Annotated in this window: 14 protein-coding genes and 1 tRNA gene; 10 read left to right on the forward strand and 5 right to left on the reverse strand. The window is 71.0% G+C overall.

Features of this window, described 5'->3' with window-relative positions; genetic code table 11:
- Positions 1–163: 163 nt before the first annotated feature.
- On the forward strand, positions 164–538 hold the full coding sequence (locus tag AC1MIR_RS16680; RefSeq protein WP_480029305.1) for a phage tail fiber protein: 375 nt from the start codon (positions 164–166) through the stop codon (positions 536–538).
- Here AC1MIR_RS16680 and AC1MIR_RS16685 read toward each other — a convergent pair.
- On the reverse strand, positions 525–1,445 hold the full coding sequence (locus AC1MIR_RS16685; protein ID WP_480029306.1) for a LysR family transcriptional regulator: 921 nt from the start codon (positions 1,443–1,445) through the stop codon (positions 525–527). The two genes, AC1MIR_RS16680 and AC1MIR_RS16685, sit on opposite strands and share 14 nt — an antisense overlap.
- 132 nt (positions 1,446–1,577) lie before the next feature.
- Here AC1MIR_RS16685 and AC1MIR_RS16690 point away from each other — a divergent pair, with 132 nt between their 5' ends.
- Complete coding sequence (locus AC1MIR_RS16690; RefSeq protein WP_480029307.1) at positions 1,578–2,564, forward strand: Bug family tripartite tricarboxylate transporter substrate binding protein; 987 nt, start codon at positions 1,578–1,580, stop codon at positions 2,562–2,564.
- Positions 2,565–2,577: 13 nt separating this feature from the next.
- Complete coding sequence (locus AC1MIR_RS16695; protein WP_480029308.1) at positions 2,578–4,113, forward strand: sulfatase family protein; 1,536 nt, start codon at positions 2,578–2,580, stop codon at positions 4,111–4,113.
- A 152-nt stretch (positions 4,114–4,265) separates the two neighbouring features.
- On the opposite strand, the gene AC1MIR_RS16700 is transcribed toward AC1MIR_RS16695, so the two are convergent.
- The 4 genes from AC1MIR_RS16700 to AC1MIR_RS16715 form a co-directional block, all read right to left on the reverse strand.
- Positions 4,266–4,769, reverse strand: a complete 504-nt coding sequence (locus AC1MIR_RS16700; RefSeq protein ID WP_480029309.1) for a response regulator — start codon at positions 4,767–4,769, stop codon at positions 4,266–4,268.
- Complete coding sequence (locus AC1MIR_RS16705) at positions 4,769–5,875, reverse strand: sensor histidine kinase (RefSeq protein WP_480029310.1); 1,107 nt, start codon at positions 5,873–5,875, stop codon at positions 4,769–4,771. Before AC1MIR_RS16705 ends, AC1MIR_RS16700 begins: the two co-directional genes overlap by 1 nt.
- Positions 5,859–6,401, reverse strand: a complete 543-nt coding sequence (locus tag AC1MIR_RS16710) for a methanogen output domain 1-containing protein (protein ID WP_480029311.1) — start codon at positions 6,399–6,401, stop codon at positions 5,859–5,861. The genes AC1MIR_RS16705 and AC1MIR_RS16710 overlap by 17 nt, the downstream gene beginning before the upstream one ends.
- A 171-nt stretch (positions 6,402–6,572) precedes the next feature.
- Positions 6,573–6,647, reverse strand: a tRNA-Thr gene (locus AC1MIR_RS16715).
- Positions 6,648–6,799: 152 nt separating this feature from the next.
- On the opposite strand from AC1MIR_RS16715, the gene AC1MIR_RS16720 reads away from it, so the two are divergent.
- The 7 genes from AC1MIR_RS16720 (at position 6,800) to AC1MIR_RS16750 (ending at position 13,174) form a co-directional block, all read left to right on the forward strand.
- A complete protein-coding gene (locus tag AC1MIR_RS16720; protein WP_480029312.1) occupies positions 6,800–7,858 on the forward strand; it encodes an ABC transporter ATP-binding protein in 1,059 nt (352 codons plus the stop codon).
- Entirely contained in the window at positions 7,855–8,688 is an 834-nt protein-coding gene (locus tag AC1MIR_RS16725) for a sugar phosphate isomerase family (protein ID WP_480029313.1), read from the forward strand. The genes AC1MIR_RS16720 and AC1MIR_RS16725 overlap by 4 nt, the downstream gene beginning before the upstream one ends.
- Positions 8,685–9,722 carry a Gfo/Idh/MocA family protein gene (locus AC1MIR_RS16730; protein WP_480029314.1) on the forward strand — a complete coding sequence of 346 codons (1,038 nt, stop codon included), beginning with the start codon at positions 8,685–8,687 and terminating at the stop codon, positions 9,720–9,722. The genes AC1MIR_RS16725 and AC1MIR_RS16730 overlap by 4 nt, the downstream gene beginning before the upstream one ends.
- A gap of 53 nt (positions 9,723–9,775) precedes the next feature.
- The gene (locus AC1MIR_RS16735; RefSeq protein ID WP_480029315.1) at positions 9,776–11,023 is read left to right on the forward strand and encodes an ABC transporter substrate-binding protein; all 1,248 of its coding nucleotides are present in this window, start codon (positions 9,776–9,778) and stop codon (positions 11,021–11,023) included.
- A gap of 89 nt (positions 11,024–11,112) precedes the next feature.
- Complete coding sequence (locus AC1MIR_RS16740) at positions 11,113–11,976, forward strand: carbohydrate ABC transporter permease (protein ID WP_480029316.1); 864 nt, start codon at positions 11,113–11,115, stop codon at positions 11,974–11,976.
- Positions 11,976–12,788, forward strand: coding sequence for a carbohydrate ABC transporter permease (locus AC1MIR_RS16745; RefSeq protein WP_480029317.1), 813 nt, complete (start codon positions 11,976–11,978; stop codon positions 12,786–12,788). The genes AC1MIR_RS16740 and AC1MIR_RS16745 overlap by 1 nt, the downstream gene beginning before the upstream one ends.
- Entirely contained in the window at positions 12,785–13,174 is a 390-nt protein-coding gene (locus AC1MIR_RS16750; protein ID WP_480029318.1) for a carboxypeptidase-like regulatory domain-containing protein, read from the forward strand. The genes AC1MIR_RS16745 and AC1MIR_RS16750 overlap by 4 nt, the downstream gene beginning before the upstream one ends.
- The last annotated feature ends 175 nt before the right edge of the window (positions 13,175–13,349 follow it).

Genomic DNA, 13,349 nt, shown 5'->3' on the forward strand with positions numbered 1-13,349 from the left:
TCATGCCCCTGTTCCCGCGACAGCTGTCGCCGCAGATCCAGCGCCGCCCCGCGCAGCGCGCTCTGCCCGGCCGCATCGGCGCCGCCGGGCGCGCCCCCCCCCCCCCCCCCCCCGCCGGCCCCCCCCCCCCCCCCCCCACCCCTGCAAACGTGAGGAGACAGCGATGACCGATCTCACTGACCACGCCAAGAACCTCTTGGCGCGCGCGCTGTGCGGGCGCGTCCCGGCGCTGCCGGTCGCCGTCTGGGCCGCGCTCGGCACCGGCGGCGCCGATGCCAGCGGCCTGACGGGCGAGCCCGCGGGCAACGGCTATGCGCGGCAGCGCGTGACCTTCACCGGCACCGGCGCGCAGCGCAACGCCGCGGCGCTCAGCTTCAACTTCACCGCCGCCGTCGGCAGCCTGACGCATCTCGGCCTGTTCGATGCCGCCAGCGGCGGCAACCCGCTGACCCACGCGGCCCTGTCCTCGCCGGTCAGCGTGTCCGGCCCCGGCACCATCACCGTCGCGGTGGATGCGCTGACCATCACGCCGGAATAAGCCCCGGCTTCTCGGGGTGGCGCTGCTCGACCGCCACCCCGAGATGCTCGGCGAAGGCACGCGCCGGCGCCGGGAAGCGGTCGGGCCGCCAGATCGCCCAGACCTGCGACCGCGCTCCGGCGTGCGCGAGCTTGCGGTACGTCACGCCGTCGAAGCGCAGCTTGCGCACCGAGGCCGGCACCACCGCCACGCCCACCCCCGCTCCGACCAGGCCGATCAGCGCGTGCATCGGCGAGACCTCCTGCACGATGCGCGGAACGAAGCCGGCGCCGGCGCAGATCTCGGTCAGCTGGCGATGGAAGTCGGTGCCGTCGCGGGCCGGGAAGCCGACGAAGTCGCTGTCCGCCAGGTCCTGCAGCGCGATGCTCGCCTGACCCGCCAGCGGATGCGCCCGCGGCAGCGCCGCGACCATCGCCTCCTCGAAGACCAGGGCGCCGGCCAGCCCCGGCGGCACCCGTGCGCCGCGCATCAGGCAGATGTCGAAGCGCGCCTCGCGCAGCGCCTCCACCAGTCGTGCCGCCGCCATCTCGCGCAGCGCCAGCTCCACCCCGGGCCGCGCCCGCCGAAAGCCCTCCAGCGCGCCCGGCAGGAAGGAATAGGCGCAGGAGCCTGAGAAGCCGACCGCCAGCGTGCCGCGCTCGCCCAGCGCCGCGCGGCGCGCGGCAATCGGCGCCGATTCGGCGATGGCGAGCATCCGCCGCGCGTCTTCAAGCAGGACCGAGCCCGCTTCGGTCAGGGCGACGTCGCGGCTGGTCCGCGCCAGGAGCCGGGCGCCGATGCGGCGCTCCAGCGCCTGGAGCGCGCGGCTGAGCTGCGGCTGTCCCATGCCGAGGCGGGCCGCCGCGCGGCCGAAATGGCATTCCTCGGCCAGGGCCACGAAGCGCCGCAACTCGCGGATTTCGAGCATTCATGCCTCCATGGGCATCGATCACGGGCCGACAATGCATTGGACGGCGAGCATGATGCGGCGGAACCTTCCCGGCAATCGGCCCGGCGCAACGTCGCGGGGCGTCAGGGAAGGCCAAGGAAGGAACACGCCATGCTGCCAGGGACGCCGCGCCGCGGCCTGCTCCGCGCCTTCGGGCTAGCCCCTCTCGCGCTTGCCGCGCCGGCCCTGGCGCAGTCCGGCTACCCGTCGCGTCCCGTGCGCGTCCTGATCGGCTCGGCCCCGGGCGGCGCCACGGACATCACTGCCCGCATCCTGGCCGAGGCGATGGGCGGCGCCTTCCCCCGCGGCTTCGCCATCGAGAACCGCACCGGCGCCGGCGGCAACCTGGCCGCCGAAACCGCCGCGCGCGCGCCGGCCGACGGCTACACGCTGCTGTTCAACGACGCGGCGATGATCGGGATCAATCCCGTGCTGTTCCGCAACGTGCCCTTCGATCCCGCCACCGACTTCACCGCGATCGCGCTCGTCGCGGAATTCCCCTTCGTCATCGTCGTGCGGCCGGAGGTGCCGGCGCGCAACCTGACGGAGCTCGCGGCCTGGGCGAAGACGCAGGCGGACCCGATCCTCTTCGCAAGCCCCAACACGGGCAGCCAGCACCATCTGGGCATGGAGATCATCGCGCAGCGCCTGGGCTTCCGCGTGACGCATGTCGGCTTCCGCGGCGGCGGACCGGCGACCACGGCGATCCTCGGCGGGCAGATGCCGCTCGGCTCCATCGGCATGCCGCCGCTCATCCCGCATCTGCGCGAGGGCAAGCTGCGCGCGCTGGCGGTCAGCACCGGCACGCGTTCCCCGCAGCTGCCCGACGTTCCGACCATCGCCGAGGCCGGCGTGCCCGGCCTTTCGCTCGCGGTCTGGTACGGCGTGGTCGGCCCGCGCGGCACGCCGCCCGAGGTGGTGCGCTACGTGTCCGAGGCGATTTCGGTGGCGCTCGCCAAGCCTGAGGTGCAGCAGAAGCTCGGCGCCCAGGGCCTCACCGCGCGCTACATGCCGCCCGCCGCCTTCGACGCCTTCATGGCGGAGGAACGGACGAGCTGGGGCACCGCGGCGCGCGCCGCGAATGTCACGATCGAGTAGGGGAAACGCCAGCTTGCGCGACAAACGCCCGAACATCCTGTTCATCACCACCGACCAGCAGCGGGCCGACTGCATCGGCGCCTTCGGCCGCAAGGTGCGAACGCCGCATCTCGACCTGCTGGCGGCGGAGTCCACCGCCTTCACCACCTGCATCGCGCCGAACCCGGTCTGCCAGCCGACCCGCGCCTCCATGCTGACGGGGCGGATGCCGCGCAGCCACGGCGTCTGCGACAACGGCATCGACCTGCCGGTCGAGGAAGCGCGCGACAGCTTCGCGGCCGTGCTGGCAAAGGCCGGCTACGACACGGCGCTGCTGGGCAAGGCGCATTTCGCCACCGCCCACACCTTCGCGCCCACCGGCAGCCCGGAATGCCGCCTCAGCATGGACCGCTACGGACCGAACTGGACCGGGCCCTATATGGGCTTCCAGCGCGCCGAGCTGGTGGTGGAGGGGCACAACACCTTCCCCCCGATGGAGCCGCCCTTCGGCCAGGCCTATGAGGCCTGGTACCATGGCGACGGGCGCGGGGAGCTGAAGAACCGGCTCTACAAGGAGAATCACGGGCCGGACACGCATGGCGCGCCGCAGACCTGGCATTCCGGCCTGCCCCAGGCCTGGCACAACTCCAACTGGGTCGCCGACCGCACCATCGCCTACATGAACGAGCGTCGGGACCGGCCGTTCTGCCTGTGGGCCAGCTTCCCGGACCCGCACCACCCCTTCGACTGCCCGGTGCCCTGGAGCCTGCTGCATCGGCCGGAGGATGTGGACCTGCCGGAACACTGGACGCTCGACCTCGACCGCCGCCCGTGGTGGCACAAGGCGAGCCTGGAGGGCGTGCCGAACCTGGCCGACCCGAAGCTGCGGGAATTCCGCGCCAAGCACAGCCGAACGCCGGTGCTGACCGAGACGACGCTGCGCGAGGTGATCGCGAACTACTACGGCATGATCTCGCTGATCGACCACAATGTCGGCCGCATCCTGACCGAGCTGAACCGGCTGGGCCTGGATGACGACACGCTGGTGGTGTTCACCGCGGATCATGGCGACTGGCTGGGCGACCACGGCCTGCTGCTCAAGGGCCCGATCACCTATGAGGGGCTGATCCGCGTGCCCTGCCTGATGCGCGGACCCGGCGTGCCGCGGGGCCGGACCTGCGACGAGCCGGTCTCGACCCTCGACATGGCGGCGACCTTCGCCGACCTGGCCGGGGTGGAGAAGCCGGAACGCTGGCACAGCCGGTCCCTGCTGCCGGTGGCGCGCGGCGAGCAGACGCGAGACTTCGCCTTCTGCGAATGGGACCTCTCGGACAGCCGCTGCGGCGTGCCGCTGAACCTGCGCACGGTGCGGACGAAGCGCTTCAAGCTGACGGTCGAGGAGATTTCCGGCGCAGCCGAAATGTACGATTTGGTCGCCGACCCGCAGGAGATGGACAACATCGCCGACGACCCGGCCCATGCGGAAACGCGGCGCACGCTGGAGGCGATGATCCGCGCCCGGCCGGACGATGCGCGACGGGAAAGGCTGCCGGCGGTGGGGATGGCGTAGGCGGCTTCGCGCAGCTGCGGCCGGGTCATACCGCCGAGCCTTGCTGATGACGTCGCCATCGGCGACGCGAACGGTATGGCGCGCGGGGTTGGCGGGGCGGCCGCGCGCAAAGAGAGACTCTGATGTCGAGTCAGCCGAAAGGCTGGCCGGCATCAGTCCTGTCGGCGTCGGTCCGCGAGGGCGGCCTTCACCGCGCCCACCAGCGCATCCGGCGCATAGGGCTTGATCAGCCAGCGCGCATCGGGGACCGCCGCCTCGCCGCGCGCGCGCGTCGCGGCGTCGGAATGGGCCGTGGCGAACAGGCTCGGGATACTGAGCGCGGCGTGGATGCGCGCCGCGGCCTCGATGCCGTCCACGCTGCCGAGCAGCCGGATGTCCATCACCACGAGATGGGGGCGCCGCGCGGTGGCGAGCGCCAAGGCCTCCTCGGCGTCGGCGGCGATTCCCACCACCTCGAATCCCGCCTCGTCCAAAGCCAGCTCGGCTTCCAGCGCCACCAGGTAGTTGTCCTCCACGACGAGCACGCGATCGCGCGCCGCCGGCATCCCCGCCGTCGTCTCCTGCGCTTCGCGCGCGTGGACCGGACCGGATCGCCAGTTCGGGAAGGACGCATGCAGGCAGGGCGCAACGGCGTCCGCGCACGTCGGCGAGACCATCAGCCATGCTCCTTCGCGGCGGGGCGAGCGTCGCCTGGGGGAAAACGGACCGCGCAGCGCGCGCCGCCGGCCTCGCCCCGGCTGACCAGGAAGGCGCCGCCGACCTGGCGCGCAAGGCCGCGCACGAGGCTGAGGCCGGAGGCCCCGCGCGCATCCTCCGGAACGCGGTCGAAGCCCGGCCCCTCGTCCTCCACCCAGAGTTCGAGCATCCCGTCGGGCAGCGCACGCAGCCCGGCCCGCAGCGTGCCCGGCGTGCCGTCCGCACGCCTGCCATGCTTGGCGGCGTTGGCGATCAGCTCGTTCAGGATCAGCCCGAGCGGCACCGCGGCCTCGTTCGAGACGGCGAGCTGCTCCGCCTCCGTGACGAGCCCGCCGGGCATGCCGAGTCCCTGGAGCACCGCGCGGCCGACACGGTCGAGGAACTCGCCGCCCGGGACACCCTCCAGGTCGCCGACATAGAGCATCTGGTGCACGGCGCCGACGGCCGAGAGCCGGCGCGCGGCCTCTTGGAGGATGCGCGCCGGATCGGACGCGTCGCGCCCGCGCATCGCGGTGGACAGCATGCTGCGCAGCATCTGGATGTTGTTCTTGACCCGGTGGTGCAGCTCGCGAAGCAACAGCTCTCGCTCGCGCAGCGCTTCCTCGAGCCGCTCCTGGGCGCGCCGCCGCTGGCGCACCTCCGCGTTCAGGGCATCGATCTGCCGGGTGAGCAGGCGGAAGCGCTCATGCCCCGCATCCGACAGGCGCAGCAAGAGGCGCGCGCCAACCGTCGCCCCCGCCGGCTCATGGAGGCCGGCGCGGCACTGGAAGCGGACCGGCCGGCCGTCGCGGTCGCGCAACGTCACCGCGCCCGGCAGCAGGCCGACCGACCCAGAGCAGCGCCGCAGATAGGTGAGGAAGGCGGCCGCCGCGCCGGCATCCGGGCAGCGCGCCGCCAGATTGGCGGACGCGCCGGCTGCCTCGCCGAGGCACAGCAGGGCAGCCCGGTTCGCGAAGTCGATATGGGCATCGACCCGTACGAACAGCAGCGGATCGGGCAGCGCATCGAGGATCGCGGCAATGCGGCGATCCTCCTGCGCCGCGCCGCGGCTAGCCGCGTGATCCATCGTCGCGGCGGAAGTATTCGCGCAGGCCGGGCACCGGCTCCGCGTCGGGGCGAAGATGCACCACCACCCGGCACTCCGCATGCCCATCCGCGATGGTCCGCTCGAGCCGAACGCCGGCGTAGCCCAGATTGTCGCTGGCGATCGCGCCGAAGACGTTGGACGTCATCATGCAAAGCGACGGCCTGCCCTTCACGTAATCGCCGAAGGGGCAGGCACGGTTGCCGAGGACGATGCGGTCATCGGTCGCCTCGATCAGGTAGAAGTCGCCCTGGATCCGGCGCTTGAGGTCCACCAGCACCTGGGCGACCTGACCGCGCGAGAGGGACTCGATGCCGAGGGCCTCCCGATACTGCCCGCCGATCCGCTCCCCCATCGCGGCGCCGACCACGCTGATGTAGCCGGACGCCTCCTCCACGCCCACCACCTCCTCCAGCGTGCCGGCCAATTCGCGCAGCAATTGGCGCAGGAAGCCGTCGCGCTCCAGCGAGACGGGGGCTGCCGCGATGTCAGAAAGCGCATCGGCCATGCGGTGTCCTCCCCGGCGCCGACCGGTCACCGCGCACCGTCGCCCCCGCCCGCAGCGCAGCACCGGTCGGCGGCCGACGGCCCGGATCGGGCTGATGCTGATGACGCGCCCTGCCGCAGGCCGGTGTCAAGCCTGCCGGGCCGGGGGTCGCGGGCGAACGGACTGGCAGGCTGGTGCTGCTGGAGAGGATTGAACTCTCGACCTCTCCCTTACCAAGGGAGTGCTCTACCACTGAGCTACAGCAGCGTGCCGGACGGGAAACGGCGCGGTTCCTAGCGGGTTAGGAGAGCAGCCGCAACCCCCTGGGGCCGGCGCCCCGCCGTCATCCGGCCGCCGGTCGCTTGCGCGGGACGCGCGGCCACGCCTAGCATCGTCTCGGGAAGGGAAACGGAGCAGCGGTGGCGACGGTCGAACTGCGCGGCATCCGCAAACGCTTCGGCGACGTCCAGGTGGTCCATGGCGTGGACCTCGCGATCGCGGATGGCGAGTTCATCGTGCTTGTCGGCCCTTCGGGCTGCGGAAAGTCCACCATCCTGCGGATGGTCGCAGGCCTGGAAGAGGCCTCCGAAGGCCGCATCCTGATCGACGACGCTGTTGTGAACGAGCGCGATCCGAAGGATCGCGACGTCGCCATGGTGTTCCAGGACTACGCGCTCTACCCGCACATGTCGGTGGCCGAGAACATGGGCTTCTCGCTGCGCTGGCGCGGCGCGGCCAAGGCCGAGATCGCGCGGCGCGTGCAGCAGGCCGCGGCGGTGCTGGACATCGCCCATCTGCTGGAACGCCGCCCGCGCGAGCTGTCGGGCGGGCAGCGCCAGCGCGTGGCCATGGGCCGCGCCATCGTGCGCGATCCCAAGGTGTTCCTGTTCGACGAGCCGCTGTCCAACCTCGACGCCAAGCTGCGCGTGCAGATGCGCACCGAGATCAAGCGCCTGCGGGACCGGCTGCGTGCCACGACGATCTACGTCACCCACGACCAGGTGGAGGCGATGACGCTGGCCGACCGCATCGTGGTGATGCAGGGCGGGCTGGTGCAGCAGGTCGGCACGCCGGAGGAGATCTACGACCGCCCCGCGACCACTTTCGTCGCCGCCTTCATGGGCGCGCCGGCGATGAACCTGCTGCCGGGGCGCGTTGAAGGCGGGCGCGCAGTGCTGGGCGATGGCACGGCATTGCGGCTCGCCGCCGCGCCGCCCGAGGGCGCGGCGACCATCGGCATCCGCCCCGAACGGCTGATCTGGCTGCCGCCGGGGCAGCCGGGCGCGGCCGCCCGCAGCGGCCCCGCCGCCGTGGTCGAGCCGCTCGGCAGCGAGACGCTGGTGACGCTCGACATCGCCGGGACGGAGCTGCATGCGCGGGTCCCGGCCCGCAGCGTGCGCCGCGCGGGGGAGGAGGTTCGCCTCGCGCTGGCGCCGGAGGATGTCCACCTCTTCTCGCAGGAAGGCGCGCGGCTGTGACGGAAGAGCTGGCGACCCGGCCCGAAAATCTCGGCCGCGGCACGCGCATCCCGGTGCGGGTGGTGCCCGACGCCGCCGCGCTGACCCAGGCCTTCGCGGAGGAGCTGCTGGCCGAGTACCGCCTGGCGAAGGCGGCCGGGCGCGAGACGGTGGTGTTCATCGTGCCGGTCGGGCCGGTCGGGCAATACGATGTGCTGGCGCGGCTCTGCGCCGAGCAGGACATGTCGCTGGCCGACCTCGTGATGATCGGCATGGACGAGTACCTGACGCCCGGCGGCGACTGGATTCCGGAGACCGACCCCCTCTCCTTCCGCGGCCACATGCAACGGCACATGACGGCGCCGATGCCGCCGGGCCGCGCGCCACGCATCGTCTTCCCCGACCCGCATGCGCTGGATGCGGTGCCGGCGCTCATCGCGCGGCATGGCGGCGTGGATGTCGCTTTCGGCGGCGTCGGCATCGCCGGCCACATCGCCTTCAACGAGCCGCCCGAACCCGGGGAGGTCGTGGGCGTGGAAGAGTTCGCGCAGCGCGCGACGCGCGTGCAGCGCCTGACGCGGGAGACGCGGACGATCAATTCCGTCACCGCGACGCGCGGCGCCATCGACCTGATCCCCGAGCACGCCGTGACCGTGGGCATGCAGGAGATCCTGGGCGCGCGGAAGCTGCGGCTGTTCATGAACCGTCCGTGGCACACGGCGATGGTGCGGAAGCTGCTGCACGGCCCTGTCACGCCCGCCGTGCCCGCCAGCTACGCGCAGCGCCATCCCGATTGCGCGCTGGTCGTGACGGAGGAGGTCACGCGCATGCCGGGGGCGACGCTCGCATGATGCGCGTGGCGCTGATCGGCTACGGGGCCTGGGGCCGGCATCACGCGCGGGCGCTGGACGAGGCGCCCTCCGCCGAGTTCGTCGCCGTCGTGGCGCATGGCGAGGCCAGCGCGGCACAGGCCGCCGCCGATCGGCCCGGCATCGCGGTGCATCGCGATCCCGCCGCGGTCTTCGGCGACAAAGGCATCGAGGCCGTGGTGATCGCCGCGCCGAACGCGCTCCATGCCGAACTCGGCCTCGCCGCGCTGCGCGCCGGCAAGCATGTGCTGCTCGAGAAGCCGATGGCGCTGACGCTGGCCGATTGCGATGCGCTGGTCGCGGCGGCGCGCGACAGCGGCCGCGTGCTGACCATCGGCCATGAGCTGCGCGTCTCGACGCAATGGGGGCGGATCAAGGCGCTGATCGCGGAGGGCGCGATCGGCGAAGCACGGCATGCGAGCGTCTCGCTGTTCCGCTTCCCCTATCGCACCGGCTCGGGCGGCTGGCGCTACGACCGTGGCCGCGTCGGCTCCTGGATCCTGGAGGAGCCGGTGCATTTCTTCGACCTGCTGCTGTGGTACGGCGAGTCCTGGGGCCCGCCGGTCGCGCTGCGTGCGCTCGCCTCGGGCGATCCGGCGATGCCAAAGGCGCTGGCGGTGACGCTGCGCTTCGAGGGAGGCCAATTCGCGACGCTGAACACCGTGGTCGCCGGCTTCGAGCATCATGTCGCGGTGCATGTGATGGGCGAAGGCGGCGCGATCCGCAGCCTGTGGTCCGCCGCGATGGACCGCAGCTTCGCGCCCGCGGCCAGCCTGCACCTGTTCCGCGGCCGCGCGCAGCCGGGCGAGCAGGCGGAGGCGCTGCCGCTCGGCGAGAGCGGCGAGGTGTTCGAGCTGGTCACACAAGCCGAGCAGGCCGTGCAAGGTTTTCGGGCCGGCCGCGCGCTGGTGCCGCCCGAGGCGGCGCGCGACGCCGTGCGCTGCTGCCTGCTGGCCGAGCGGTCGGCCCGCGAGGGGCGTGAGATTCCTTGGAACGAAACGGCCGTCTCGGCCTAGGCTGCGCAAGGACAACGACGCCCCGCGGGGGCGCGAGGAAGGAGGAACGGACCATGCTCTCTCGCCGTATGCTTCTGCAGGCCTCGGCGGCCCTGCCCGCGGCGCTCGCCGCCCCGGCGATCGGCCAGACGACGCAACGGATCAGCTTCCTGACCTGGAACATCATCGACCAGGAGCCGCTGATCCGCGGCTGGATCGCCAGCTTCCAGCGCGCCAATCCGGGCGCCGAGGTGGAATGGCTGGACAAGAAGGGCCCCGAGCTGCCGGCCTTCTATCAGACGCAGCTCGCCGCCGGCACGCCGCCCGACGTGATCAACACGCAGGGCGCGCTGTGGATGGAGTACGCGGCGAACGGCGTGCTGATGGACATGACGCCGCGCCTGGCCGCCGAGGCCGACGTCAAGAACCGCTTCAACGCGAACTACCTGTCGAACTGGACGCTGGGCGGAAAGAACTGGATGCTGCCCTTCTACATCACCAAGACGCTGCTGTTCTACAACAAGACCATGTTCCAGCGCGCCGGCCTGTCCGGCCCGCCGCAGAGCTTCGACGAGATCCTGGCCCATGCCGGCAAGATGGCGCAGGGCGACGCCACCGGGTTCCTGACGCTGAACTTCGACTGGCTCTACTGGCCGCTCTTCGCCATGAATGGCGTCAGCCTGCTGACACCCGACCTGAAGCGCCCGGCCTTCAACACGCCCAAAGCGATCGAGGTGGTGGAGAAGCTGGCGCGCGCGAGCGAGAGCGGCGCGATCAACAAGATCTCCTGGACCGGCCGCTGGGTGGAGCCGAACGGCGCCTTCGCCGCCGGCAATGTCGGCATGCTGCACGCCCACAGCCCCGCCTATTTCTTCGTCCGCGGCCAGGGCAACTGGGTGAATGGCGAGACGCTGGGCGTTGCGCATGCGCCGGGCAACTACTCCACGCCGAACAGCCACGGCCTCGGCGTCTCCCAAGGTTCGCGCAACCCGGATCTCGCCTGGGCCTTCGTGAAGCATGTCACCGCGAACGAGCAGGCGAATCAGCTTGCGACGCAGCGGCGCATCCTGACAGGCAACACGGCGGTGGACGAGGCGCTGCTGGCATCGCTGCGCAGCGCCGATCCGCTGGTCTACGAGGTGCTGAAGACGCAGATCGAGCACACCGACAAGATGGTGGGCAACTGGCCGCTGCCGCAGGATGCGCGCGTGAAGGAAGCCTTCTGGCCGGAACTGCAGAGCGCGCTGCTCGGCCGCAAGAGCGCGCGCCAGGCGCTGGCCGACGCCGAGCGCCGCGTGGGGCGGGAACTCTCGCGCGGGTGAGCGGCGCGGGCGCCGCATTGCCGCCGGCCCGAAGCGGGGCCGGCGGAAGCCAGGGATGGTGGGGCCGGAAGCGCACGCGGCAGGCCGCGATGATCCTGTGCTTCCTGCTGCCCTCGCTTGCGATCTTCCTGCTGTATCGCGTGATCCCGCTGGGCTGGAACGCGGTGCTGTCCTTCCAGTCCTGGTCGCCGATGCGGCCGCCGCGCTGGGTCGGCCTCGAGCACTACGAGGAGATGCTGTTCTACGACGACGTCTTCTGGACGGCCTTGTGGAACACCCTGATCTGGATCGGCGCCGCGCCGCTGGCGATCCTGCTGGCGTTGGGGATCGCGCTGCTGGTCAATTCCGACCTGAAGGGGGCGAGCGTCTACCGCACCATCGTCTTCCTCTCCTACCCGCTGATGACGGTGGCGGTCGGCATCATCTGGCGCTGGATGTACGACGAGCGCGGCGGCTTCATCAACTGGGCGCTGCGCGAGCTCGGCCTGATCGACAAGCCGCTCGGCTTCCTGCAGTCCTTCGATCTGGCGATGCCGAGCGTGATCCTGACCGACATCTGGCAGGTGATCGGCTTCTACATGATCATCCTGCTGACCGGCCTGCAGCAGATCCCGCAGCACCTGTACGAGGCCGCGCGCGTGGATGGCGTGCCACGGCACGCGGTGTTCCTGCACATCACCCTGCCGATGCTGCGGCCATCGCTGTTTCTCTGCGCCGTGATCGGGCTGCTCAACAGCTTCACCAGCTTCGACCTGGTCTATGTGATGACCAATGGCGGCCCGGGCCATGCGACGGAGCTGCTGGTGACCTACATCTATAAGCTGGGCTTCGGGCAGACGAAGTTCGACTACGCCGCAGCCGTCACCGTGGTGCAGTTCCTGCTGCTGCTGTTGCTGACCTTCCTGGCGAACCGGCTGGCCGGCGGCAATGCCGGCGCGGTGGAGAAGGATTGATGCGGCGCGGCGTGCCCTGGTTGCGCCATGCGGTGCTGATCCTGGTCAGCGCCGTGATGCTGCTGCCCTTCTACTGGGTGCTGAAGACGGCGATCACGGACGAGAACATCTACGCCTATCCGCCCAGGCTGCTGCCGCAGGACCCGCATCCCTACAATTTCGTGGATGTCTGGTACCTCATCCCCTTCCCGCGCTACCTGATGAACAGCATCATCGTCTCGGTGCTCGCCGTGGTCGGCAACGTCGTGCTGAACGCCATGGCGGCCTATGCGCTGACCCAAAGCTTCCGCGCGAAGAAGCTGGTGATCCTGCTGCTCCTGTCCTGCATGCTGATCCCCTTCCAGGCCACGATCATCCCGGCCTACCTCATCACGGCCCGGATCGGGCTGCTAAATTCCTATCTCGGGCTGGCGCTGCCGCTGCTGTCCACCATCGTCTGCATCTTCATCTACAAATCCGCCTTCGAGGCCGTGCCGCGCAGCCTGGTGGAGGCAGCGCGGATGGACGGCCTCTCCGAATGGCGGATCATCACGCATGTGCTGCTGCCGTTGTCGCGGCCGGCCATCGCCACGAACGTGATCCTCGCCTTCATCTGGTCCTGGAACAGCTTCATGTGGCCGCTGATCATCACCCGCGACGCGGACATGCAGACGCTGCCGCTCGGCCTCGCCCGCTTCCTCTCCTACATGGAGGACACGACGGGCGCGCTCTATGCCTTCGTCTGCCTGGTGCTGGCGCCGGGCATCCTGGTGTTCCTGATGGCGCAGTCGGCCTTCATCCGCGGCCTGACGCACGGGGCGACGAAGGGATGAGCCAGCCGAGGCGCAGGCTTCATCCCTGGCTGCTGTCCCGCTGGGTGATCGTGCCGGCCGTGCTGCTGATCCTGGTCTTCGGCTGGAACGTGAACGTCGCGATGAACGCCACCGGCGAGATCCGCGGGCAGGTCGTCGGGCCCGGCGGTCAACCTGTGCCGAACGCAACCGTCCAGCTTTTCGAACGCAGCTTCGTCGTGAACACCGAGAAGCAGCGCACCACGACCGGCGCCGACGGACGCTTCCGCTTCGAGGGCAATGCCAGCCACGCCGTGCAGTTGCAGGCCGAGGCGCCCGGCCTGGGCAAGTCCGAGCGCACCACGCTCCGCCTGCTGTTCCGCGCGCAGGATGCCGACCTGCCCGCGCCGCTGGTGCTGAAGCCATGATCTCCGGCCGCACCCGCCTGATCCTGCTGGCCGGCGATCCGATCGGCCATACCAAGGGCTATGCGGAATACGCCGCGGCCCACGCCCCGGCGGGGGATGGCGGCGCCGATCTCCCCGCGCGTGTGCCGGCCGGGCGGCTCGGGGCGTTGCTCGCGGGCGTGGCGCCTCTGCGCCC

The organism is Falsiroseomonas sp. RANM36, from assembly GCF_056682175.1.